The following is a 23,810-nucleotide window of genomic DNA, read 5'->3' as shown; positions in this document are numbered from 1 at the left end:
CTATGAGCGATGCGTTTATCTTACTCATGATGATCCATACAGTATAGCGGCGGTGGATTCCATTGTTGACCCTGCAGCGTTGCGCTATCCCAGAACCTGTCGGGCACGCACTAGGGCGCGATACCATAACCGAGAGGGAGGGCCGATTGATGGCAGCCCTTGGGACAGCAGGCTGACGGGGCGACGCTGGCGTTCGTCGTGCTTTGACACCAGTGTCAGCATGTTGCGGCGTGCGCCATAGTGCCGATGCAGGAAGTCGATCGTGTCGTCTTCCAGCTCGATACGGTAGTGGCGTACCAGTGCAAGGGCCAGTGATTCAGCACTGCGGGAAAGGTCATCGCGCACCTCGCTGACCAGTGCTGCGCCGAGCGCGGCTTTGGAGGCTCCTGACAGGTGAGGTTCGATGGGGCTGAAGTCGGCGGCATGAGTGGCATAGATGGCACGCTGCACCTCGGGGTGTGACAGGTGCACCATCGGCTCCAGAATGACGGCGATCTCTATGGCTAGCCGCTTGGCGGTGTCGGCGGTGAACGCACGAGGTGTCTCGCGGTTTAGCCGTGGCAGCACATCGGCATCCAGAAAGGCCAGTAGCTGACGATGAAAGGTGGCCTTGTCGTGGTCATTGAGCGCAATGCTGTCTTCGCGGATGCGTAGCCCCGGACGAGTCCCCTTGAGGTGCAAGCGCGGTGTGTCTTCACTGTGTCTGTCCCAGCGTTCGCTCAGGCGTAGCAACTGGGCATGATGGCGGCCGGTCTGCTCGTAGCCGTGGCGCATGTGTTTGAACAGACGCATTGCATTGGACAGCGTGCGAGCGCTAGTGCGTAGTTGCTGGCGTGTCTCGATATCGTGCCGATGCGATTCGGCGTGATCAGCTTGTTGGTGGATGCGCAGGGCAAGGTCATCCATGGCCTCGCGGGTACGTTCCAGCAAAACGTCGCTGCGCAGCCCGACCGGCGTGTCTTCAACCAGCGTATCTTCCTGCTCTGCCAGATAAGACGATAGCGCGCGCAGGCGGGAAAGTCCGGTGGCCTGTGCAATGCGGTAGCGAGAGCGCGCGCGTTCCAGCGTGTCGAGCATGCGGGCACGTCGCCATTGCCCTTTATACTCGAACATCAGCGTGGGCAGCTCGCGGCCATTGATTAGTTCGAAGGCCAACACCAGCATCGCTTCGACGTCCTTCATCGTCATCAGCAGGTCATCGTCTTCTTCAATGGCCGCCAGAATGTTCTCAATGAAGTTGGGGGGCCGCGGTACACCGTCGTACAGCTGGGGAGCGCGCCCCTGAAAGCGGTCGCGCAACAGGCTGGCTGCTTCGGGTGCCAGTTCGTCCAGCGCAGACAGCTGAGCGCTCAGCGTGTCGTGATGTTCGTCATACAGATCCTGAATACGTGCGAAAAGTCCCTGCCGTCGGTAGACGTCGATATCGACCAGCAAGCGGGCATGCGTTTCATCCCCCAACAGCTCCTGCGCTGCCAGCTCTAGCCCTGCAGGGGAAAGGTCCGGGCGACGCAGCAATAGCGTGGCGGCTTCACGCTGGCGGGCTTCCCCTTCCAGACCTTCCACGCTCAGGTTGCGCGTCGCGTGGATGATATCGGGCAGTGCTGACATCACCCGGGCGATCCGCTGAGCGGCACGACGATAGCGGCCCGCGCGGCGATAGTTGTTCAAAATGGTGGAGGCGATCCCCGACGCCCCTGTCAGCACGGCAAAGAAGAAAAAGAAGATCAGGTTGCCCATTGTTGGCAGGTGCCCATAGCCAAGATAGTAACCGCCCAGTGCGCCCGCGATGGTGATAGGGCCGCCGAACCATAGCAGGCTCAGCAGGGTGTTGGTCCATGGCACGCTTTCGATGGCGGCTGCCATGCGGCGGATATGAGCATGGCCGTCGCGTTCTAGACGGATGCGGGCGGAAGGGCGTGAGCGGTGTTCGTGCTCGAACGCATGTCGTGAGCGGAAGAGATGAAAACCCATTGATCTCCTGGCAAGGGTTGCGGTTCAAGAAAGGTGGACGGCCAGGCGCAATGCCTGCTGTCCGTACTGATGATGCACCGATAGATGAACAGGATAGCGTTCCATGCCCTCAACGCTAGTGGCGGATGACGGCATGGAACGATTCACGGCGGTAATGTATTGCTAGTCGTCATCTTCCTGTTGAGAGCGCTGTTGAATGGGGCGCGCCACAGTGTAGACCGCAATAGCCAGCAGCAGTGCTGGCAGGCCAATCAGTGTCGACATGAAGAACGAGATCGGATAGCCGTAGAGATCGACATACTGACCGCTGAAGCCCCCCAGTAGCTTGCCAGGCAGAGTCATCAGCGAGCTGAACAGCGCGGCTTGTGTTGCCGTGTAGTGACGTGACGTCAGCGAGGCAAAGAAACCGACCAGCACCGTGCCCGCGATTCCGCTGGCAAGGTTGTCTGCCGCAATGGTGGTTGCCAGCAGTACAAGTGGCGTCACGCCCAAGGCGTGCAACAGGTCTGCCAGCGGAATCAGCATCGCAATGACGCCTGCCGCCAGACTTCCCAGCGCACCACCCGGTGCGATGTAGTGCATGGTGGCGGGCGTGCCGCTCAGGGCAACCAATATGTACATCAGGTTGGTCACACTTGCGAGTAGCGTGCCTACGACCAGCAGGCGGAACACGCCATAGCGCGATGTTAGCAAGCTGCCGACGATGCCGCCCAGCAGAGTCATCAGTACGCCAAATACCTTGCTGACACTGCCGATCTGCGCGGCACTGAAGCCTGCGTTCTGATAGAGCGGCATTGCTAGGCTGCCCATGGTCTGGTCGCTGAGCCGATAGACGCAGATCATTGCCAGCAACAGCACCCCTAATCCCTTGTAACGGCAGAAGAACTCCACCAAGGGTTGTATCAGCGCACCATAGAGAAATGCTAGGGCGCGATAGAAAGACGGCTTGTCCTTTAGGCGCTCGACCTGTTTAGGCAGAAGCTCATCGGTGGCAATGGTTTCGTGGGGCGGCTTGCTCAGCAGTACCGCCAACAGGCCGGCAGCCGTGATCAGCGCCATGACGAAATACGCTGCTGACCAGCCGAACTGGGCCCCTATGATGAGTGCACCAGCACCGCCCACTAGCATCCCCAGTCGGTAGCCGATGATGTAAGTCGAGGCGAGGGCGGTCTGTTCATCGGGAGCCGAAGACAGTTCGATGCGGTAGGCATCCAGAGCGATATCGTGCGTGGCAGCGGAAAAGGCCGTGACCAACGCATAGAGGATAAGCAGCAGGCGCGAGCTGTTCGGGTCGTGGAAGGCCATTCCGGCCAGGCCGATGATGATGCCGACTTCGCACAGTAGTAGCCAGCTGCGTCGTTTGCCGAGCAGACGGTGCAGCAGTGGTAGCCGGACATTATCCAGCAGCGGAGCCCACAGGAATTTGAGTGAGAACAGGGCCCCGATCCAGGTCAGCTGAGTCACCGTGGCAACATCGACGCTAGCATCGTGAAACCATGCCTGCAGCGTGGTGAACAGTAGCGGGTACTGCTGACCGGCCACGGCGCTCAGAATCAGGATCAGCAGCATCCGCGGGCGAGTGTAAAAACGAAGGTTGCGCAGCCAGCGCTGGGCCGCATTCACAGGGACATCAGGCAATGGGGCCTCCGTTTCGGGCGTGAAGCCGCTGAACAACCTCAGCGCACTTCATGATGATAGGAATGGATGATAATAGGGAAAACGCCGCTGTAGCGACAGGCATCCGCGATGATACGCGCGATCGTACAGCGGACATGACAAGGCCCACGCGGCAGCACGCCGGTGGGCCTTGCGAACACGGTGCAGAATGCGGCTTAGTTGACGCGTTCGCTCAGGAAACTCGCGATATCCTGTTCCGGCACCATCGTCGGCGCTTCGTCACGACGGCCCTTGTATTCCAGCGCGCCTTGATCCAGACCACGGTCACCTACCACGATGCGGTGCGGAATGCCCATCAGTTCCAGATCGGCGAACTTGTTGCCCGGGCGCAGATCACGGTCGTCCAGCAGTACGTCGAAACCGGCAGCGGTCAGCTGTTGATAAAGCGCTTCTGAGGCTTCGCGCACGCGTTCTGAACGGTGTGCGTTCATCGGCACAATCGCCACGGTGAACGGTGCGATTGCTTCCGGCCAGATGATGCCGGAGGCATCGTTGTTCTGCTCGATAGCGGCCGCCACCACGCGCGAAATACCGATGCCATAGCAGCCCATGGTCATAACGGAGGCCTGGCCCTGATCATTGAGCACGGTTGCGTTCAGCGCTTTGCTGTATTTATCGCCGAGCTGGAAGATGTGGCCTACTTCAATGCCGCGTGCGATGGACAGCGAGCCCTTGCCATCAGGAGACGGATCGCCTTCGACTACGTTGCGGATATCGGCGACCTTGGGCAGCGGCAGGTCGCGCTCCCAGTTGATGCCGAAGAAGTGCTGACCATCGACATTGGCACCGGCCGCGAAGTCGCTCATGACGGCAACGGAGCGGTCAGCGATGATAGGCATGTCGAGCCCGATCGGGCCGAGGGAGCCGAAACCGGCACCGATGGCATCGCGCACTTCTTCATCGCTTGCCATCACTAGCGGATCAGCTACTTCCGGCAGATGAGCGGCCTTGATCTCATTGAGTTCGTGATCGCCGCGCACCAGCAGGGCAACCAGACCGCCTTCTGCCCCTTGAACGATCAGCGTCTTGACCGTCGACGTGATCGGCACACCGTGATGGCTGACCAGTTCGTCAATCGTGCGGCTATCCGGCGTGTCGACTTGCGTCAACGCCTGAGTCGCTGCCGCGCGTTCGGTGGTCGGTGCCAGCGCTTCAGCTTTTTCCATGTTGGCGGCATAGTCGGACTCGGTAGAGAACACGATAGCGTCTTCACCGGACTGCGCCAGTACATGGAATTCGTGTGACGCTTCGCCACCGATGGAACCGGTATCGGCGATGACCGGGCGGAAGTTCAGACCTAGACGATTGAAGATACGGCTGTACGCGTCAAACATCACCTGATAGGTCGCTTCCAGCGAGGCCTGATCAAGGTGGAAGGAATACGCGTCTTTCATGATGAACTCGCGGCCACGCATCACACCGAAGCGCGGGCGGATCTCATCACGGAATTTGGTCTGTACCTGATAGAAGGTAATCGGCAGCTGCTTGTAGGAGTTCAGCTCGCGACGCACCAGGTCAGTGATGACCTCTTCATGAGTCGGGCCGACGCAGAAATCGCGGTGGTGGCGGTCTTTCACGCGCAGCAGTTCAGGGCCGTACTGTTCCCAGCGACCGGATTCCTGCCACAGCTCGCCCGGTTGAATGCACGGCATCAGCAGTTCCTGAGCGCCTGCGCGATCCATTTCTTCGCGAACGATGCGTTCTACTTTACGAAGGGTGCGCAGACCCAGTGGCAGCCAAGTATAAAGCCCCGAAGCCAGCTTGCGGATCATGCCCGCACGCAGCATGAGCTGATGGCTGACGACTTCTGCGTCAGCGGGAGTTTCTTTCAATGTCGCGAGGTGTAATTGACTGGCGCGCATGTGACCGGCCTTCCTGAAAAGCAGCGTGTAGGAAAAGTGTTGTAGATATCGCAGGAACGCGCGTTTACCGACGGGCGGGTGGCGTTTTCCATCGCGCATTGTACGTGCAATGAACGGGCCTGAAAATGCCTAGTGGCGCAAGAGGATTTCCTGCAAGGCACTGCGAGCACATTTATCTTCAGTGACATAGGCGGCATTGTCCCGACTAACTGAAGGCTGGAAGTGTGTTTCTTTAAGAAATAAAAGCCTGTTTAAGATTGATAAAAGAATGAAGTGAAGACCCGTTCGGGAGGTGTGCTACCGCCGTGTCATGGCGCAAATACCGTTTGGCACGGCATAAGTCCGACACTGGCGCGGTACTTTATAGGGGGCGTTGCGCCATAAGGGGGCTATTAGCAGGATGTGGCACGGCTTTGGTGGTGTGTTTCTTTATGAAAATAACGACCCATACCGAGTTTAGAGGGTCCGTTTTATGTCATCCATCTCCTGCACGCTGCCCCGCCATCCACGCTCCAGCACCGTAGCCTCCGATGCCCCGACGCGCACTTACTGGCGGCAGAAGATGACCTTAGTGCGCTGCATTGCCTACGCCTTACAGGCACGCCTACATCTTCCGGCCACAATCGAGATCGACGACCTGATCCAAGCCGGTGCCGTTGGTCTGCTTGATGCCCGTCAGCGCTATGACCCTCTGCAGGGGGCTTCGTTCGATACTTATGCGGCACAGCGCATCCGTGGCAGCATGCTGGATGCGCTGCGCGAACGGGACTGGCTGCCACGTAGCGTGCGTCACGACATGCGTCAGATCGAACGCGAGCAGCAGCGCCTTGAACAGCGGCTGGGGCGGGCGGCAAAAGGCGTGGAAGTGGCTTCATCGTTGAGGATGCCATCGGTGACTTACCACCAGCTACGCGACGATGTACAGAATGGCCAGCTGCTGTCTTATGAAGGAGAGGGCATCGAAGAGGAAGGTGCGGCATATCACTGCGATAGTCGCTGCCTGAGTGACTCACCTGAGCGGTTGTATCAGCGAGAGAATGTACGGACAGCGCTAGGGCATGCGATTGACGAACTGCCGGAAAGATTGCGGATAGTGTTGGAAGGGTACTATTTTCAACAGATGACACTGCGTCAATTAGGCGAACGTCTTGGGGTCAGTGAATCGCGTATATGCCAGCTGCGGCGACGCACCGAACGGTTTCTGCACCGCCGCCTGCTTGAGGAAGGCCATATGGCCGCCGATATTCGGGACCACATGGCGTATCAGGATGCCTCACGCTGAAGGCGAGGGTGGCAGACGAGAGGCCGGCAGCAGACTGTCCAGTATCCACTCCATCACGCGTCCGCCTTCATCACACAGGTTGAAGCTGTCGGGTGCGCGCAGCCATTCATGGATCAGCCCTGATGTGGTCGAGTGAATGGTGCGTGCAGCAATGTCGGGTGGGCAGGTCAGTACATAGCCGGCCTTTTGCATGCGTTCCAGTGTCTGCGTCAGTCGGCTGAGGCACTCCAGCGTGATGTCGCGCGTGTTGCCTCCCGTCGTGATCTGATCGTAGAACTCGCGACGAAACAGCAAAATGGTGTGTACGCGCTGCACGCGAGGCTGTGACAGCACCTTGAAGACCTGACGAAAGTTTTCGCGCAGCGCTTCCAGCGGATTGCTGTGGTCGCTGACGCTGGAGAGTTGTTCAAGCAACTCTTCCGAGGTCACTTGGGCGCGCTGATGCACGGCATCGAACAGTGCATCCTTGTCCTTGAAGTGCCAATAAAGTGCGCCGCGCGTCATGCCAGCATGGCGCGCAATCTGTTCAAGAGAGGTGCGAGATACGCCCTGTTCGAGAAATACAGCCTCTGCTGCGTCTAGCAGGGCGTTACGGGTGGCTTCGCATTCAGCCTTGGTACGTCTAGCCATGAGCGGTAGCGTCGTCTGTCGATATAGAAGAAATGAAACGGCAAATCGCCTTCTTGTTCACATCATAACGCGATTATCAACGTTTACATACATACATGTTTGCATCTAAACTCGGGTGCATCCTTCACCACGCGCGCCATCTGCCCTGCCGTCGACACGACAGGCGTTGATAAGGCCAGTTCAGGATTACCATCAACATGATCGAAATTAGCCGTTACAAGCCTGTCATGTGGGGTCTTGCCGCCACTCTGGTCCTAATGGGTACCGGATGTAGCGAAGGCTCTTCTGCAGGCAAAGCTGCCTCAGCAAATGGGGAAAGCGCTCAGAAAGCACCGGCTGCCAAGGCTGAAGTGGCCCAGGTCAGTCGACGCAACATCCCGCTCGACAAACGCTATCCCGCCATGATTCGCAGCGATGCCGCTGTAAGCATCGTTGCGCGCGTCGGCGGGCGTCTGGAATCGCAGCACTACAAGCCGGGTGAGCAGGTCCGTCCGGGGCAGCTGCTGTACGTTATTGAGCAGGCCCCTTACAAGGCAGAGCTGGCGCAGGCGCAGGCCAATTTGGCCAGCGCTCAGGCAACGTATGAGAACGCTCGCCGCGATAATCAGCGCTATGAAACGCTGTTCCAGAAAGGGGCAATCAGCCAGCAGTCTCGCGACAGTGCGCGCAACACGCTTGCGACTTCTCTGGCCAGCGTCCAGCAGACCAAGGCGGCACTCGACAGCGCTCGCATCAACCTCGACTACACCGAAGTCCGTGCACCGACGGCTGGGCAGGCCGGGCTCAACGAAGTCAACATCGGTACGGTCATGACGGCCAACACCGAGCTGACGACCGTGACGCCTATTGACCCGCTCGAAGTACGTTTCCAGCTGCCCCAGCGCGATGCCTTCCAGCTTCGCCAGCAGATCGGTCGTGCTGGAGTGCCTGATGTCCAAGCCGTGCTCGAATTCCCGGGCGTTTCCGGCGATGCTGCCTCCACGCTGATGGGCAAGCTGGACTTCTTGGGTAGCAATGTCGATCAGGGCACCAGTACCGTCGAAGCACGCGCTAGCTTCAGCAACCCGCAGCATTTGTTCCTGCCGGGGCAGTTCGTTCGCGTTCATCTGCAGAACATGGTTCGCTTCAACGCCTTCGCCGTTCCTCAGATCGCTGTTAAACAGGGGTTGATGGGGCCGCAGGTGCTGGTACTGGATCAGAACAACCAGCTGAAAGGGCGTCTGGTCAAACTGGGCGATCAAGCTGGCAACTGGCAGATCATTGATGAGGGGCTGGCATCGGGTGACCGTGTGGTCTTCGGCGATCCGGGTAGCCTGAGTGAAGGCATGACCGTCGATCCGCAGCCGTGGAACGGTGATCATGACGCTAACGCACAAGACAGTTCTTCCAGCGCTGAGGCTGGTCAGAACAGCGGGGCGTAAGGCATGAATATATCCAGGTTCTTCATTCAGAGACCGATCTTCGCCACGGTGCTCTCGGTCATTATTACGCTGATCGGTGCCATGGCGATGAGGATACTGCCGATTGCGCAGTATCCAGACGTCGTACCGCCGTCGGTCAGCATCACCGCCACCTACCCCGGCGCTAACGCTGAGACGGTGGCGGAAACCGTTGCAGCACCTTTGGCGCAGCAGATCAACGGTGTCGAGAACATGCTCTACATGACGTCCACGAGTACCGACTCGGGCGTCATGCAGATGAGTGTGTCCTTTGCCGTAGGGTCTGATGGCAACACTGACACCATCAATGTCAATAACCGCGTGCAGCAGGCACTGGCCTCTCTGCCCAGCGAAGTGCAGGCACAAGGGGTTCAGGTCGATCTGAAGTCCGGCAGCATGCTGATGCTGGTGGCGCTGACGTCTCCGACGGGGGCATACGACCGTACCTATCTGCAGAACTATGCCGCCATCAACCTGACGGATTCTCTCAAGCAGATTTCTGGGGTAGGGGATGCCGCCGTATTGGGGAACAGCGAGTTCGCCATGCGTATCTGGCTTGATCCGAGCAAGCTGGCTCAGTACAGCCTGACGCCTGCCGAGGTCAAGACGGCGATTACTTACCAGAACAAAGCGGTTCCGGCGGGTAACCTTGCAGCAACGCCACAGGGAACAGCCGCACCGTTCACCTATACCATCAGTGCTGGTGGGCGTTTCAATACGGCGGATCAGTTCCGCAATATCATCCTGCGTACCAACAGCGATGGTAGTACGCTGCGTTTGGGAGACGTCGCCCGCATCGAGTTGGGTTCCTCTTCCTATGCCGTGCTGTCGAAAATGAATGGTGGGGGCATGGCGCCCATCATGGTTCAGCAGCAGCCGGGTAGTAATGCGGTATCGACGGTTAATGCCGTTAAGGCACGGATGGCCGAGCTTTCCCAGCACTTTCCGGAAGGTATGAGCTACTCCATCCCCTATGACACCACGCTGTTTATCAACGCGTCGATCGAATCGGTTATCCATACCTTCGTAGAAGCGCTGATCTTGGTGGCGATCATCGTCTTTATCTTCCTGCAGAACTGGCGCGTCATGGTCATTGCCATGTCCGTGGTGCCAATTGCGGTTATCGGGACGTTTGCAGGGATGTATGCCCTAGACTTCTCGATCAACTTGCTGTCGCTATTCGGGATGATACTGGCGATCGGGATCGTGGTGGATGACGCCATTCTGGTGGTCGAGAACGTCGAACGCTTGATGGCGGAAGACAAGAAACTCTCGATCTTCAGAGCGACTGTCGAGGCAATGCGCGAAGTAAGCGGCCCTGTCGTTGCAACGGCGTTCATTATGGCGTCTGTCTTCGTGCCGGTAGGCTTCCTCGGTGGGCTGACGGGGATGATGTACAAGCAGTTCGCGGTAACAATCGCTATTTCGGTGGCTATTTCCGCGGTCGTCGCCCTGACCCTGACACCGGCACTGTGCGTTTTGCTGATCCGTCACGTCAGTGAAGAGAAGGGCAATGCTATTGCCCGCGTGCTGCATAAGCCGCTGGATATCTTCAACAAGGCCTTCGACAAAGTTACGCATCTGTACATGTTCTTGGTGCGTGCCGCCATTCGCGCTTGGTTTGTTTCGCTTGCCATTCTGGTAGCGGTCAGCTTTGCGGCAGTGCTCATTTATGAGCGCAACCCGAGTACATTGGTACCGACGACTGACCAAGGGATGGTCATGGCGCCGGTTATAATGCCGAGTGCATCGTCACTGGCGCGTACCGAGCAGTATATGGATCAGGTTGCCGCAATTCTGCGGAAGGACCCCTCCATTCAGTACGTGACGGAGATAGTGGGGTACGATCTGACAACCTCGTCTACCAATACGGCGCGTGGGGCGTTCTTCATCACTCTGAAGCCGTGGAGCGAGCGTTCAGAAACGTCGACTCAGTTGCTCGGCAAAATCATGGGTGCGGGGCAGCAAGTGAAGGGAGGCATGGTCTTTGCGGTGAACATGCCGCCGATCATCGGGCTGTCGTCGATGGGGGGGTTCTCTGGCTATCTGCAGCCGTACAACGGGGCGTCCTCTGAGGAGCTGTATCAGGCTTCCCTGAAAGTGATGGGAGCCGCCGCCAAACGGCCTGAGCTGGCCGGTGTGCGTACATCGTTCGACGTTAACGTGCCCAGCTATCGCCTGCACATTGATCAGGAAAAAGCTACGGCCTACGGCATTGAACTGAGTACCATCCAGGACACGCTGTCAGGTACGCTGGGTAACAGCTTCGTCAACTTCTTCACGTACCAGAACCGCAACTATCGCGTCTACGTGCAGAACGATGGGGAATACCGTCAGTCGCCTGAAGACCTGAACCGTATCTACGTGTCCAGCAGCAGTGGCAAGCTGGTTCCGCTGTCTGAAGTGGCATCGCTTGAACGTACGACGGCACCTGTCAACGTGACGCGTATCAACGTGACGACTGGGGCGCTGTTCCAAGGTAGCTCGGCACCGGGCTATAGCTCCATCGACGCGCTGAATGCCATGAACGAAGTGGTGCGCGATACGCTGGGGCGTGACTGGGGCATGTCATGGACGGATACGTCCTATCAGGAAACGCATGCGGGTAGTGCTGCCGCACTGGCCATCGTCTTCGGGCTGGTCATGGTATTCCTGATCTTGGCTGCACAGTATGAAAGCTGGGCGATGCCGCTGGCGGTTATGACCTCCGTGCCGTTCGCTTTCCTAGGGGCCGTACTGGCGGTATGGATGCGTGGTCTTGAGGTCAGCGTGTACGTTCAGATCGGCTTCTTGGTGGTCGTAGGGCTTGCCGCGAAGAACGCGATCATGATCGTCGAGTTTGCAGAGTTGGTGCGCAAGGAGCGTGGCCTTAGCATTCGTGAAGCTGCTATTGAAGCCGCTCACCTGCGTTTCCGCCCGATCATCATGACCTCGCTGGCGTTCATCTTCGGTACTCTGCCGTTGATGCTGGCCTCGGGTGCTGGTGACACCAACAGCCACCATATCGGGACCACCGTGGTGGGCGGTATGCTGTGCGTCATGCTGCTGGCCAGTGTCTTCGTCCCGGCGTTCTACTACATGATCGCCTCTGCTCAGCACCGACTGTGGGGTAACCGCAAGTCCACGCATGAGCAGTTCGAAGAAGACCTACATTCGGACGATGCATCGCAACAGAAACAGTGATGCAGCTCTGCTAGTACTAATATAGTGGTCGCAACAGAACACCCCGGCGCTTTGCGCTGGGGTGTTTTTTTGTAAGTGAAGGGCAAGAAAAGGGCGAGCAGTAGTGCGATATAGAGAAGGAAAGGGCTGGGATGACGGTAGAGTAAAGCAGGATTGCGTCGGCAGAAGGGCGCTCTTACACGTGTAAAACGCTACGTTGCGTCACCTAATGCGCATAAAGTTCCATGAAAAGACGATATTTTTCCGCAATGGCATGGGCGATGCACGTCGGGGACATGATCTGTAACGATAAAATCAATACGAAACAATTGAGAAAGATAAGCGGAAGCAGGCGGGTTCATACGTGCGTAACTGCAGGATAGGGTCTATCATCCTCTGTGATGTGTGCTGTAGGCATCACAGAGGAAAAGAACCTGTGTTACGGCGCCATGAAAAAGATGAAGCATACCATTTATAATGGACTATGATGTGGTAAACAGCGATTGAAAACGCTGTTCGGATATAGCATCATTCATGAGCTTGAGGCACTTCGGTGCACTGCATCGCCAATGAATCTTCGCTGATTCATGGCATTGCAGAATAAAGGCACTAGAGTAGTTTCATGGCCGCACATTAGCATGGACACGCTTCCGGGGTGGTTTGTTCCTGGCGCGTAAGAGGGAGTTCCAGGCTAGCAGGTTGCCTACAATCGGAACCGCTTCACAGGCACACAGCCGCGAAGCGTTGTATCAAGAAGGAGTCTTGCATGAACAAATCTGCGACTGGCTTATTGCTGGGGTCTGCACTGGTCATGAGCCTTTCCGGCTGTGCCAGCACTAATCATTCCCCGAATGGTGCCGAAGCACCTCACTGGTATCAGAACAAGGTCGTTTGTGGCGTCGCTGGCGCTCTGATCGGCGGCGGCCTTGGCTACGGCGTTAGCAGCGGCGGCAGTCACGAAGGCACTGGCGCAGCTGTTGGTGCTGTTGGTGGCGCTACTGCAGCAGCTCTGCTGTGCAAATCCCCGGAAACCGGCGTAGCCGATTCCGACGGCGACGGCGTACCGGACGATCGCGACCAGTGCCCGGGTACTCCGGCAGGTGTTGCAGTTGACGCACAGGGCTGCCCGCTGGATTCCGACGGTGACGGCGTACCGGATTACCTCGACCAGTGCCCGGGTACTCCGGCTGGTGTAGCGGTAGACGCTAAAGGTTGCCCGCTGGATTCCGACGGTGATGGCGTACCGGACTTCCAGGATCAGTGCCCGGATACTCCGGCTGGCGTCAAAGTGAATGCTCTGGGTTGCCCGGCTAACCTGGTTCTCCACGACATCCACTTCAAGTTCGACTCTTACGAACTGACTGCTGATTCCCAGCAGACCCTGAGCGTTGTTGCACAGCGCCTGGTAGCTAACCCGAATGTTCGCATTCGCGTTGAAGGTCACACCGATGCTACCGGTTCTGCCGCTTACAACATGAAACTGTCCAAAGAGCGTGCGAACTCCGTCATGCGCTTCCTGGTTAGCCAGGGCGTAGGTCAGGAACGCGTTACTGCGGAAGGTTACGGTATGACTCGCCCGGTTGCTTCCAACAAAACCAAAGCTGGTCGTGCTGAAAACCGTCGCGTAGAAATCGCTCCGGTTGACAACAAGTAATGCCTGACGGCTCACGGCTTCGGCCGTGAGTCTTCTTGTGTTGCGAGAAGAAGGGCGTCCCTCGGGATGCCCTTCTTGTTTCTATATCATCGGCAGTGGCGGCTGAATCATGACAACGGCCTAGGCATCGATAAGAAAAAAGGATGCATCAGAAGCGAGAATCGTCTCTGCTGTCATCATCATCATCATCATCATCATCATCTTCTTCTTCTTTATCTTCCTCCGCGTCATCCGCATCATCCGCATCATCCGCGTCATCCGCATCATCCGCATCATCCGCATCATCCGCATCATCCGCATCAGCCGCATCAGCCGCATCAGCCGCATCATCCGCATCAGCCGCATCATCCGCATCATCCGCATCATCCGCATCAGCCGCATCAGCCGCATCAGCCGCATCAGCCGCATCAGCCGCATCAGCCGCATCAGCCGCATCAGCCGCATCAGCCGCATCAGCCGCATCAGCCGCATCAAGCGTCTGCCCCATCTGTACCTTCATGTCTTTCGAACACGCGCTGAAATCGAACGTCTCGCTGAAACAGGCCACGACGGTGGAACCTAGGTAGAAGCGCCCCATTTCATCCCCTTTGTTCAGCGTGACCTCGCCTGCTTCAAACTGCTGGCGTGTAGCATGCTGTGGGTGGGCGGGCTGATAGCGCCCTTGCCAGACGGTTTCGATGCCGGCGACGATCATAGCGCCCACCAGCACCAGTGCCATTGGGCCATAGGGTGTATCGAAGTGGCATACCAAGCGTTCATTGCGCGCAAACAGTTCGCTGACATGTGCCGTAGTCGCCTGGTTGACCGAGAACAGGCGGCCGGGAATGTAGCAGGTGGCGCGCAGCGTGCCTTGGCACGGCATATGAACGCGATGGTAATCGCTAGGTGAAAGGTAGACGGTGGCAAAGCTGCCGTTGGCGTAGGGACGTGCTTCGTCTTCATCACCGCCCAGCAGGCTGGTTAGGGTGTAGTACTGTCCTTTTGCCTGAATCATCTCGCCCTGTTCGATGGCGCCAAACTGGGATAGTACGCCGTCGGCTGGTGATACCAGCCCCTGTTGAACAGGACGGGCCTCTTCCTTGAGTGCGCGCGTAAAGAACGCATTGAAGTTGGCGTAAGCGGTGGGGGACGACTCGGCAGCTTGCTGCATGTCCACATCGTACATGCGGATGAAGCGACGAATCAGCATGTCCTTCAGCCACGGCGTTTGGTTGTCTGCCAGCCAGCCAGTCAAGCGTGTGATCAGATGGTGAGGCAAGGGGTATTGGCAGAGTGAAAAGAGCATGTCTGCTTTCACGGGCGATTCCTAGTGTGAGGGCAGGGGGCGTCATCGCATGGATGAGCGCTGACGCTGATTCAATCGGGTGCGGCCCGCTCATGTTCGCCATGAGGTGTGCACGAAAAAGTGGCGGGCAGCGTTAAAGGATGTGGCTGGGGCGTGTTCAGCGCGTGATCGGCGTGTCTGTGCGGCTGCCCCATTCAAGCCATGCGCCGGGGTAGGCGCTGAGTCGAGGATAGCCTAGGTACTGACCCACCAGCCAGGCTAGGCTGCTGCGATGATGGCTCTGACAGTGCGCTACGATCTGGCGATCGGATGTTAGGCCGTGGCGTTCCAACAGCGCCTTCAGTTCGTCCTTGGGGCGCAGGCGGTAGGCGTTATCTACATCGAACAGCATGCGCCAGTCCAAGTTGATGGCATCGGGCATGTGGCCCAGACGGGGCGACTGGCCAAGCTCACCGCGATACTCTTCCGGCGAGCGAGCGTCCCAGATCGTGAAGGTTTCCGGTGTCGCCAGCAGTGTCTCGGCGTTGGTCGCAACGGCGTCGTTGCGCCCTTCGATCACATAGTGGGCGCGTGCGGGCAGTGACGGTGTCGTCTCAATGGGGCGGCGATCGGCCAGCCAAGCATGCAGGCCGCCGTCCAGCAGGGAATAGTGCTTGTGCCCGACCAATGCCAGCGTCCACAGCAGGCGAGATGCCCAGCCACCGCCTTCGTCATCATAAGCGACGACATGCGTATCCGCTGTGATGCCTAGGCTGGACAGCAGGGTGGCAATGACGGTGTCGTCCGGGGCTGCGGCGGGCGTCGGTGCTCGTCCGTTGAACAGCTGCGTGTAGTCGAGCACATAGGCACCCGGAATGTGGGCGTGAAGGTAGCGCTCGGGTTGAGTGGGTACGTCAATGATCACCACGCGTTCACTGTGGCGATGGGCGTCCAGCTGTTCGGTGCTGACGACAAGCGGAAACAAGGGGGCGGTCAGTGCATCGGACATGGTGCGAATCTCCCTATGGCCTCGTGAGCGGGCAGTATCGGCAGGATAACGGAGCAGCATGGCATGAAACTGGCATGCTCTATCGAGGGAATATAAAGACCTGACAACAGTTGTCGTCTCTTTGTTCTGTAACGGGTATACTGCACGGGCCGAGTAGTCTACCCCGGATCGAAAAGGGTGTCTGCCCGCAGGATCGCTCGGTGTATGGCCTGCCTGCTCATTACAGCACGCGGGCCATATATCGTTCCAACGACCAGACAGCAATTGGAGTATGCGCGTGCTTGAGCGATATTTTGGTATCAAGGCTCAGGGAAGTACCCTACGGCGCGAGATCATCGCAGGGGCCAGTACCTTTCTGGCGGCAATGTATATCATTGCTGTTAACCCGAACATCCTACACCAGGCAAACATACCGTTCGATCAGGCGCTGACCGCAACGGTACTGATCAGTGCCTTCGGCTGTCTGGCGATGGGGCTTTACGCCAAGAACCCTATCTTGGTGGCGCCCGGTATGGGGCTCAACGCGCTCTTCACCTACACGATGGTCATCGGGCATGGTATGCCGCTGCCGATCGCGCTGGGCTGTGTGTTCTGGGCGGGCGTGCTGTTCCTGCTGCTGGCGCTGTTCAACGCGCGCAAGTACGTGATCGAAGCCATTCCCGCCTCATTGCGCTATGGGGTCGGCAGCGGTATCGGACTATTTGTCACCCTGATCGGCCTCAAGAATGCAGGGCTGGTCGTCTCCAACCCAGCCACTATCGTAGGCATGGGTGAAATCTCTCCTTCTCTGGTCGTCTTCCTTATCGGGCTTGCCATCACCATCGGTTGCGTCGTTCGCAAGGTGCCGGGCGCGTTGGTGCTGGGGATCGCCCTGACCACGATTCTGGCCATTCCGGTCGGTCGCTGGTTCGATGACACCCACTTCACGGCGATCACCGAAAGCTCCAAGACACTCGTCAACTACACCGAGATTATCTCGATGCCGTCGTTCGAGCGCTTCAAGGCAGCGCACTGGTCGGATATCGTCGATATCTTCGGGGCGCTTCAGTACAGCTATGTGCCGTTTATCTTCGTGGTGCTGTTCACGACCTTCTTTGATGCGCTCTCGACGTTCATGAGCGTCTGTCAGGCGGGCAATCTGCTTGATGAAAACGGCGAACCGCGCAACCTCAAGCGTTCCATGATGGTCGATGCTTTTTCAGCGCTGATCTCTGCCCCGCTGGGTACCAGTTCCGCTAACGCGTTCGTTGAATCTGCCGCGGGTGTCAGCCAGGGGGGCAAAACCGGGATTGTCGCGATTGTCTGCGCGCTGCTGTTCCTGCCGTTCCTGTTCCTATCGCCGCTGTTGCAGCTGGTGCCTTCGCTGGCTACGGCACCGGCACTGGTCATGGTCGGTGTCTTTATGGCGTCGTCGATCGGTGAGGTGGACTGGCGTAATCTGGAAGTTGGGATTCCGGCCTTCTTGGCCATGATCATGATTCCGCTGACCTACTCAATCACACACGGTATCGTGTTCGGCATGCTGTCGTATGTGGTGGTCAAGGTGGCGTGTGGTAAATGGAAGGAAATCCATCCAGCAATGTGGATACTGTTCCTGCTGTCGCTGGGGCTGTTCGCCGTGCCGACGCACTGACGCATCGTGAGCATGATCGTGCCCGCATGACGAAAAAAGGCCTCCTGCAACAGGGAGGCCTTTTCTGTTCAAGGGATCATGGAACATGAAATGACCTTCGTGTCAGAGTGCCGAGTGGCCTCTATCGGTGAGGTTCGAGGTGCCGGTTATTTCAGCAGTGCGCGTTTGCCGCGCAGGAAGGGAATGAACTGCTGATGAGTCAGCGTGCGCACTTTGAGTGCTTTCTTGAGCGATTTCCCGAGTGTAACGACCGTATCACGGTTCCGCTGGGTCTGACGCTTGCCAATACGGCGCAGCAGGTAGTTAAGCTCGTGATTTTCGCTGAAGTTGACGCGTTGGTACTCGAATGACATGGTATTTTCCTTTTGTTATTGGATGCGGAATTACTATAACAATCGTTTCGCTTTGAAATAAATAATGCACATTTGTGGTCGGAATGAGCACAATACGAGGCGATAGCTGCACATAGGATGCGCAGTAAAAATGTCGTCTTTGTGCGTCGCCCACTTCTGTGAAGCAGTGTCGATATCAAGTGGGCACTGCGTTGTCGTTCCGCTCTATGCCGCGTGCTGTAACGCTTCGATAGAAAGCGATGGCGCGTATAACTGCTTTCTCTTGATCATCACAAGGTGGGCTAACCCCTATGACATCACCTTCCGTTTCTTCCTCATCCGTGGTGCCACCCGAAGATATCCGTCTAGGGGGTGGTAAGACGCTGGCCTACGGTATTCAACACATCCTGACCATGTACTGCGGGATTATTGCGCCACCATTGATCATTGGGCCTGCCGCTCATCTGTCTCAGGTGGAAACGGCTGCACTGGTAACGGCAGCGCTGTTTGTCAGTGGGTTGGCGACGCTGCTGCAGAGTCTGGGTATCTGGCGCATCGGTGTGCGCTTACCGCTGGTGCAAGGGGTATCGTTCACTGGCGTGGCAACCATGCTCAGTTTGTTGAGTGGTGGGTGCAGCCTGCCGGTGATCTTCGGCGCCATCATCGTGTCGTCAGTGTTGGGGTTCTTACTCGCGCCATGTTTTGCCCAGATTGTCAGGCTGTTTCCGCCCGTCGTATCTGGCAGCGTGGTCACTGTGATTGGGTTGTCGCTGGTGCCTGTCGCGATCAGTTGGCTGATGGGCGGGTATGGCCCTGACGCGGGCAGCATGAGCAATATCGGGCTGGGCATGCTGACGCTGGCGATTGTGCTGTTGATCCAGCGCCTTGCACCGCCCGCGGTACGGCCACTGGCGATCTTATTGGGCATGGTGTGTGGCTATCTGATTGCATGGGCCTGCGGCAAGATCACTTTCGTTTCGGATGGCAGTGCTTGGGTGGCGTTGCCGGCACTGTTCGCTTTTGGGCTGCCGCAGTTCGACATCAGTGCGATCCTGTCGATGACATTGATTATGGTGGTATTGCTGGCTGAAACCACGGCGGGGTTGCTGGCTGCCGGGGAGGTTGTTGGAACACGAATGGATGCGCCGCGCATCGCTAATGGGCTGCGTGCCGACATGCTGTCGAGTGCACTATCACCGATCTTTGGTTCGTTCTCGCAGAGCGTCTTCATTCAGAATATCGGACTGATCGCGATCACCGGCGTCAAGAGTCGCTTTGTGGTGGCGGCTGGTGGGGCGCTGCTGGTCGTGCTGGGGCTGTTGCCTTTTTTGGGGCAGGTGGCGGCCTCCATTCCGTTGCCGGTACTGGGTGGCGGCGGCGTACTGCTGTTCGGTACGGTTGCCGCTAGCGGTATCCGTACGCTGGGGCGCGTCGACTATGAACGCAACAGTATGAATCTGGTGATCGTGGCCGCATCGCTGGTAATGGGCTTGGTACCGGTCATGATGCCGAACTTCTATGCCCATTTCCCTGAATGGGTGCGTGTGTTGATGAGCTCTAGTATTGGTACGAGCTGCTTGGTAGCGGTGCTGTTGAACCTGTTGTTCAACAGTGTGTCGCGCCAGCGCAGCGATGACTGATAGTAGAGCATGGTTAGTAGGGTGGCTGGTGGCCTAGCGGATGTGGCACCGGCTTTTCCTGAAAGGTATTTTCCTGAAAGAGCGATAGCCGCATGGGCGGGTCTGTGTTGTCGGTGATGCACGGTGTCTCAGCGGGGCTATGCTTGTCAGGAAATGCAGTATTTCTTTCAGGATATGCAGCGAATGTGCGATCATTGGCGGTTTATCGCTGCCTTTAGTGGGCCGTTCAGAGAAGACTCAGAGCCGTCGTCATGTTTCCCTTTTCCCGTTTTTCTCGCTATTTCATTGAAGTGGCCCGCCACGGCAGTCTGCGCAAGGCCGCTGACTCGCTGGGCATCTCGGCATCTGCCATCAATCGGCAGATTCTGAGCGTTGAGGAGTCGCTTGAGGTGCCGCTGTTTGACCGCCTTCCTTCCGGGTTGCGACTGACGGCAGCGGGTGAGCTGTTGTTCGACGATATCATGCGCTGGCAGAAGGAGTTCATGCGCTCCTGTGAGCGTATCGACGACCTGAAAGGCGTCAGTCGTGGTCGTGTGGATATTGCGATGATCGACGCCGCGAGTGAAGGCCCGCTAGCGCATGCGCTGGCCGCGCTCGGGCAGGAACTGCCGGAGATGGTGTTCGAGCTGCACGTCGAGGACAACCATCGTATCGTCGAGAAGATCGAGTCGGGAGAGGTCGATTTCGGTATTCTGCTCGATCCCAAGGAAAGCTCGTCGCTGGCCGTGCATACGCTGATCGAAGTACCGCTGGGAATTGCGATGGCCGTCGATCATCCGATGGCGGGGCGCAAGAGCATTTCGCTGAGTGCGGTGCTGGATGAGCGCCAGATGCTGCCTGCTGCGCCGCTGATCGTCAGCGATGCGGCGGCAACACTGTATAGCCGTCACGGCATTGATCCGCACCAGCTGTCGAGCTGCGACAATATCCGTTTGATGCGTACGCTGATTCGTGAAGGGGCCGCGGTAGGGGTGCTGAGTCTTCTGGATGTGATGCCGGATCTGGCCAGCAAGCAGATTGCCTTCGTGCCCTTTAAAGGCAGCCAGCGGCGTAGCTTATCGCTGGCGCTGTGCATTCCGCCGCGGCGTCAGCTGTCGCGGGCGGCACTGGAAGCCATTGAGCGCGTGGCGCAGACAATGACTTCCATGGTGGCCGGAGGGCGTTGAATCAGGAAGCTGTTAGTGAGTGGATGATGCGCTGATAGCTTTCGAAACGGGCTAGGTCGATCTTGCCTTCCGCGACCGCTTCGCGCAGAGCACAGCCGGGTTCTTCGCGGTGCATGCAGTCGCGGAAGCGGCAGTGTCCCAAAAACGGGCGAAATTCGACGAAGCCGTCGGTCACCTGCTGCTCGGTCAGATGGCCAAGCCCGAATTCACGGATCCCCGGGGAGTCGATCAGATCACCACCGGCGGGGAAGTGGTACAGTCGCGCGGTGGTCGTCGTGTGCGTTCCCTTGCGACTGTCTTCGGACAGTGCGCCGACGCGAATGTCTTCACTGGGCAGCAGGGTATTGATCAGTGATGATTTGCCCACGCCTGATTGGCCGACGAATACGGTAGTGAGGTCTTTCAGCGCCTCGCGCAGTACGTCTAGGCCATGTTGCTGGCGAACGGAGGCGGGCAGGACGTCGTAGCCCAGTCGCTGATAGCGTGCCTTGAGCGTATCGAGTTCTGGGTCGGCAGGCAGGTCGGTCTTGTTGATGACCAGCGCCGGGGTGATGCCCGTGGCTTCGGCGGCGACCAGATAGCGGTCGATCAGGTTGGCGAACGGCACCGGCTCGACGGCTACCACGATCAGGATGCGGTCGATGTTGGCGGCTACCGGCTTGAGGATACCGCGGGCATCGGGGCGTTCCAGCGTTGAATGGCGATCGAAGCGGCCAACCACGACGCCCAGTCCGTCTTTCAATTCACGCCAGCTGACGATGTCGCCGGTGACCAGCGATTCCAGGTTGGCGCGCTGGTGACAGCGGAATCGCTTGCCTGCAACCGCTTCTTCTTCCATCCCCTCCACTTCGAGCGTACGGCCAAAATGCGCGATCACGCGGCCGCGGTGCTCAGGCCCCATCGCCTCTTCATCGAGTGCGGCCTCTTTCTTGTCGGCGCGGCGATTGCGTTCTGCCTGGATCTTGTCGATGCGCCAGCGCTGTTGACGTGTCAGTTTGCGGCCCGCCATGAATGAACAACCTCACTACTCGAATGAAAAGAAACGATGACGCTACGGTATTAGCGTAGCCGAGAACGCGCCGTATCGACGCGCAATGGCATTGACCGCCGTGCGTTCAAGCCCTGCATCATGCCATGAACGCTGCCAGACTGCGATTCCTATAAGGGTCGACTGCTGCGAGGAGGTTTCTGCTTTGGTGGGTAATGGGGTTCGATACCGTGGGCGCGTCACGCTATCATGGTCGTTTCTGGGTGACCGTTTGCCTTCATCACTTTCTTTTTTTCTTTCTCTAGGACATCACGTATGAGCCAGCAGGCTGCAATGGCAGATCGCTTGATCTGGATCGATCTGGAAATGACCGGGCTTGATCCAGAGCATGAACGCATTATCGAAGTCGCTACGATCGTCGCGGACAGCGACCTGAATGTCATCGAGCAAGGGCCGGTCATCGCCGTGCACCAGCCGGACGAGCTGCTGGAGAACATGGATGAGTGGAACACGCGCACGCATACCGGTTCGGGTTTGGTGAAGCGCGTGCGCGAAAGCGCCGTCAATACTGCGCAGGCTGAACAGATGACGCTGGAATTTCTGCGCCAGTACGTTGAAGCGGGCGTATCGCCGATGTGTGGCAACAGCGTGCATCAGGATCGCCGCTTTCTGAACAGCGAAATGCCCGAGCTGGCCTCTTTCTTCCACTACCGCAATCTGGACGTCTCGACGCTCAAAGAGCTGGCGCGTCGTTGGAAACCGTCGATTTTGGGCGGCTTTAAGAAAAAGGCCACCCATCAGGCGCTGGATGATATTCAGGAGTCCATCGCTGAGTTGGCTTACTACCGTGAACACTTCCTCGCGCTGTAATCGTGCGTGAGGCCGTATGCCGCCACTCGGTGTGATAGCGCGCGGCTAGTCGGCGGGCGATACGGTGATCAGGGCGCTCTGGCGGTGTTGCTGCTGATCGAGCGCCCAGCGTACGTGTTCCTGTACGAGCGCTGAAGGATAATCAAGGCGCGCTTCCAGTGCGGCCACGACCTCGGCAGAATACGGGGCATTGCCCAGCCCGACGGCCATATTACGCAGCCATTTTTCATAGCCAATGCGGCGAATGGGGCTGCCCGCCGTGCGGTCGAGGAAGTCGTCTTCACTCCAGTTGAACAGGGTCAGTAGATCGGTACGGTCAAGGTCGTGACGAGGGGCGAAGTCGTCTTCCTGACTGGCCTTGGCAAAGCGGGTAAACGGGCAGACCAGCTGGCAGTCGTCGCAGCCGTACACGCGATTGCCCATCATCGAACGAAGTTCTTCCGGGATCGGGCCATTCAGCTCGATAGTGAGGTACGAGATGCAGCGTCGTGCGTCGACGACCTGATCGTCGACAATGGCTTGGGTCGGGCACATGTCACGGCAACGCTGGCATTTCCCGCAGTGGATCTTGTCATACGGCTCGTCAATGGGCAGCGGCAGGTCGGTGAACAGCTCGCCTAGAAAGAACAGTGAGCCGGCCTTGGGGTTGAGGATCAGCGAGTTTTTGCCGGTCCAGCCCAGCCCTGCTTTCTGAGCAAGACCCCGTTCGAGCACGGGAGCAGAGTCGACGAAGGCGCGATGGCCGAACGGGCCGACCGCCTTTTCAATCTGCTTAGCCAGTGTCGACAGGCGCTTGCGGATCACCTTGTGATAGTCACGCCCGAGCGCGTAGCGCGAAATGTAGGCTTTGCTGGGCTGGCTCAGCACCTTGGTGGTTTCGACCTCGGGGGGCAGGTAGTTCATACGCACGACGATGATACGCTGCGTGCCTTCAACCAGCAGTTCGGGACGCGTTCGTAGCTCGCCGTGGCGCGCCATGTAGTCCATTTCGCCGTGATAGCCAGCGGCCAGCCAGCGTCGATGGCGCTCGGCATGCTCGCCCAGATCGACATCCGTGATACCCACTTGCTGGAAGCCCAGTTCGCGGCCCCAAAGCTTGATCTGTTCGGCCAGTGCGGCCATGTCGGGCGTGTCAGGAGAAGGCGGTGTACTCATGGGCGTCAGCGACCATAGCCAGAAAAACGCCCATGGTACCTGAAAGTGTGGCGTGGCTTCAGCATGACAGGAACAC

17 protein-coding genes are annotated in these 23,810 nt (G+C 58.1%); 8 read left to right on the top strand and 9 right to left on the bottom strand.

Features of this window, described 5'->3' with window-relative positions; translation table 11 throughout:
• Positions 1-84: 84 nt before the first annotated feature.
• From ACMHYW_RS09435 to ACMHYW_RS09425, 3 genes are all read right to left on the bottom strand, one after another.
• A complete protein-coding gene (locus ACMHYW_RS09435; RefSeq protein WP_414499714.1) occupies positions 85-1,971 on the bottom strand; it encodes a hypothetical protein in 1,887 nt (628 codons plus the stop codon).
• 162 nt (positions 1,972-2,133) lie between these two features.
• Positions 2,134-3,609 carry an AmpG family muropeptide MFS transporter gene (locus ACMHYW_RS09430; protein WP_414499713.1) on the bottom strand — a complete coding sequence of 492 codons (1,476 nt, stop codon included), beginning with the start codon at positions 3,607-3,609 and terminating at the stop codon, positions 2,134-2,136.
• 194 nt (positions 3,610-3,803) lie between these two features.
• Positions 3,804-5,510: a proline--tRNA ligase gene (locus ACMHYW_RS09425; RefSeq protein ID WP_414499712.1), complete on the bottom strand. Its 1,707-nt coding sequence runs from the start codon at positions 5,508-5,510 to the stop codon at positions 3,804-3,806.
• Positions 5,511-5,982: 472 nt separating this feature from the next.
• On the opposite strand from ACMHYW_RS09425, the gene fliA reads away from it, so the two are divergent.
• Positions 5,983-6,792: an RNA polymerase sigma factor FliA gene (gene fliA / locus ACMHYW_RS09420; protein ID WP_414499711.1), complete on the top strand. Its 810-nt coding sequence runs from the start codon at positions 5,983-5,985 to the stop codon at positions 6,790-6,792.
• Here fliA and ACMHYW_RS09415 read toward each other — a convergent pair.
• A complete protein-coding gene (locus ACMHYW_RS09415; RefSeq protein ID WP_414499710.1) occupies positions 6,784-7,422 on the bottom strand; it encodes a TetR family transcriptional regulator in 639 nt (212 codons plus the stop codon). The two genes, fliA and ACMHYW_RS09415, sit on opposite strands and share 9 nt — an antisense overlap.
• A 197-nt stretch (positions 7,423-7,619) precedes the next feature.
• Here ACMHYW_RS09415 and ACMHYW_RS09410 point away from each other — a divergent pair, with 197 nt between their 5' ends.
• From ACMHYW_RS09410 to ACMHYW_RS09400, 3 genes are all read left to right on the top strand, one after another.
• A complete protein-coding gene (locus ACMHYW_RS09410; protein ID WP_414499709.1) occupies positions 7,620-8,843 on the top strand; it encodes an efflux RND transporter periplasmic adaptor subunit in 1,224 nt (407 codons plus the stop codon).
• 3 nt (positions 8,844-8,846) lie between these two features.
• Positions 8,847-12,044 (top strand): efflux RND transporter permease subunit, encoded by a 3,198-nt coding sequence (locus tag ACMHYW_RS09405; RefSeq protein ID WP_414499708.1) that lies wholly within the window; start codon positions 8,847-8,849, stop codon positions 12,042-12,044.
• Between the two features lie 745 nt (positions 12,045-12,789).
• Entirely contained in the window at positions 12,790-13,677 is an 888-nt protein-coding gene (locus ACMHYW_RS09400; RefSeq protein WP_027705177.1) for an OmpA family protein, read from the top strand.
• Positions 13,678-13,825: 148 nt separating this feature from the next.
• Here the strand turns inward: ACMHYW_RS09400 and asd are convergent, their stop codons facing one another.
• Positions 13,826-14,974 carry an archaetidylserine decarboxylase gene (gene asd, locus ACMHYW_RS09395; protein ID WP_414499707.1) on the bottom strand — a complete coding sequence of 383 codons (1,149 nt, stop codon included), beginning with the start codon at positions 14,972-14,974 and terminating at the stop codon, positions 13,826-13,828.
• 145 nt (positions 14,975-15,119) lie between these two features.
• Complete coding sequence (locus ACMHYW_RS09390) at positions 15,120-15,950, bottom strand: sulfurtransferase (protein ID WP_414499706.1); 831 nt, start codon at positions 15,948-15,950, stop codon at positions 15,120-15,122.
• A 271-nt stretch (positions 15,951-16,221) separates the two neighbouring features.
• On the opposite strand from ACMHYW_RS09390, the gene ACMHYW_RS09385 reads away from it, so the two are divergent.
• The gene (locus tag ACMHYW_RS09385) at positions 16,222-17,583 is read left to right on the top strand and encodes an NCS2 family permease (RefSeq protein WP_414499705.1); all 1,362 of its coding nucleotides are present in this window, start codon (positions 16,222-16,224) and stop codon (positions 17,581-17,583) included.
• A gap of 146 nt (positions 17,584-17,729) precedes the next feature.
• On the opposite strand, the gene ACMHYW_RS09380 is transcribed toward ACMHYW_RS09385, so the two are convergent.
• On the bottom strand, positions 17,730-17,936 hold the full coding sequence (locus ACMHYW_RS09380) for a hypothetical protein (RefSeq protein WP_414499704.1): 207 nt from the start codon (positions 17,934-17,936) through the stop codon (positions 17,730-17,732).
• A 290-nt stretch (positions 17,937-18,226) separates the two neighbouring features.
• On the opposite strand from ACMHYW_RS09380, the gene ACMHYW_RS09375 reads away from it, so the two are divergent.
• Positions 18,227-19,555: a nucleobase:cation symporter-2 family protein gene (locus ACMHYW_RS09375; RefSeq protein WP_414499703.1), complete on the top strand. Its 1,329-nt coding sequence runs from the start codon at positions 18,227-18,229 to the stop codon at positions 19,553-19,555.
• A gap of 251 nt (positions 19,556-19,806) precedes the next feature.
• A complete protein-coding gene (locus tag ACMHYW_RS09370; RefSeq protein WP_414499702.1) occupies positions 19,807-20,721 on the top strand; it encodes a LysR family transcriptional regulator in 915 nt (304 codons plus the stop codon).
• A 1-nt stretch (position 20,722) separates the two neighbouring features.
• Here ACMHYW_RS09370 and rsgA read toward each other — a convergent pair whose 3' ends face one another.
• On the bottom strand, positions 20,723-21,730 hold the full coding sequence (gene rsgA / locus ACMHYW_RS09365) for a small ribosomal subunit biogenesis GTPase RsgA (protein WP_414499700.1): 1,008 nt from the start codon (positions 21,728-21,730) through the stop codon (positions 20,723-20,725).
• A gap of 294 nt (positions 21,731-22,024) precedes the next feature.
• Here rsgA and orn point away from each other — a divergent pair, with 294 nt between their 5' ends.
• On the top strand, positions 22,025-22,579 hold the full coding sequence (gene orn, locus ACMHYW_RS09360) for an oligoribonuclease (RefSeq protein ID WP_414499699.1): 555 nt from the start codon (positions 22,025-22,027) through the stop codon (positions 22,577-22,579).
• A gap of 45 nt (positions 22,580-22,624) precedes the next feature.
• Here orn and queG read toward each other — a convergent pair whose 3' ends face one another.
• Entirely contained in the window at positions 22,625-23,734 is a 1,110-nt protein-coding gene (gene queG, locus ACMHYW_RS09355) for a tRNA epoxyqueuosine(34) reductase QueG (RefSeq protein WP_414499698.1), read from the bottom strand.
• Positions 23,735-23,810: the final 76 nt, after the last annotated feature.

The sequence above is a fragment of the Zymobacter sp. IVIA_12111.31 C1 genome (genome assembly GCF_047495495.1).
GTDB lineage: Bacteria > Pseudomonadota > Gammaproteobacteria > Pseudomonadales > Halomonadaceae > Zymobacter.
The sequence above is the reverse complement of the archived record's forward strand: the minus strand, read 5'-3'. Positions and strand labels throughout refer to the sequence as shown.

Excerpts from the sequence above, each read along its gene's own strand:
- fliA (WP_414499711.1), top strand. The coding sequence starts at position 5,983 with ATGTCATCCATCTCCTGCACGCTGCCCCGCCATCCACGCTCCAGCACC.
- queG (WP_414499698.1), bottom strand. The coding sequence starts at position 23,734 with ATGAGTACACCGCCTTCTCCTGACACGCCCGACATGGCCGCACTGGCC.
- ACMHYW_RS09435 (WP_414499714.1), bottom strand. The coding sequence starts at position 1,971 with ATGGGTTTTCATCTCTTCCGCTCACGACATGCGTTCGAGCACGAACAC.
- orn (WP_414499699.1), top strand. The coding sequence starts at position 22,025 with ATGAGCCAGCAGGCTGCAATGGCAGATCGCTTGATCTGGATCGATCTG.
- rsgA (WP_414499700.1), bottom strand. The coding sequence starts at position 21,730 with ATGGCGGGCCGCAAACTGACACGTCAACAGCGCTGGCGCATCGACAAG.
- ACMHYW_RS09390 (WP_414499706.1), bottom strand. The coding sequence starts at position 15,950 with ATGTCCGATGCACTGACCGCCCCCTTGTTTCCGCTTGTCGTCAGCACC.
- ACMHYW_RS09380 (WP_414499704.1), bottom strand. The coding sequence starts at position 17,936 with ATGTCATTCGAGTACCAACGCGTCAACTTCAGCGAAAATCACGAGCTT.
- ACMHYW_RS09370 (WP_414499702.1), top strand. The coding sequence starts at position 19,807 with ATGTTTCCCTTTTCCCGTTTTTCTCGCTATTTCATTGAAGTGGCCCGC.
- ACMHYW_RS09400 (WP_027705177.1), top strand. The coding sequence starts at position 12,790 with ATGAACAAATCTGCGACTGGCTTATTGCTGGGGTCTGCACTGGTCATG.
- ACMHYW_RS09405 (WP_414499708.1), top strand. The coding sequence starts at position 8,847 with ATGAATATATCCAGGTTCTTCATTCAGAGACCGATCTTCGCCACGGTG.
- ACMHYW_RS09425 (WP_414499712.1), bottom strand. The coding sequence starts at position 5,510 with ATGCGCGCCAGTCAATTACACCTCGCGACATTGAAAGAAACTCCCGCT.
- ACMHYW_RS09385 (WP_414499705.1), top strand. The coding sequence starts at position 16,222 with ATGCGCGTGCTTGAGCGATATTTTGGTATCAAGGCTCAGGGAAGTACC.
- ACMHYW_RS09415 (WP_414499710.1), bottom strand. The coding sequence starts at position 7,422 with ATGGCTAGACGTACCAAGGCTGAATGCGAAGCCACCCGTAACGCCCTG.
- ACMHYW_RS09375 (WP_414499703.1), top strand. The coding sequence starts at position 18,227 with ATGACATCACCTTCCGTTTCTTCCTCATCCGTGGTGCCACCCGAAGAT.
- ACMHYW_RS09410 (WP_414499709.1), top strand. The coding sequence starts at position 7,620 with ATGATCGAAATTAGCCGTTACAAGCCTGTCATGTGGGGTCTTGCCGCC.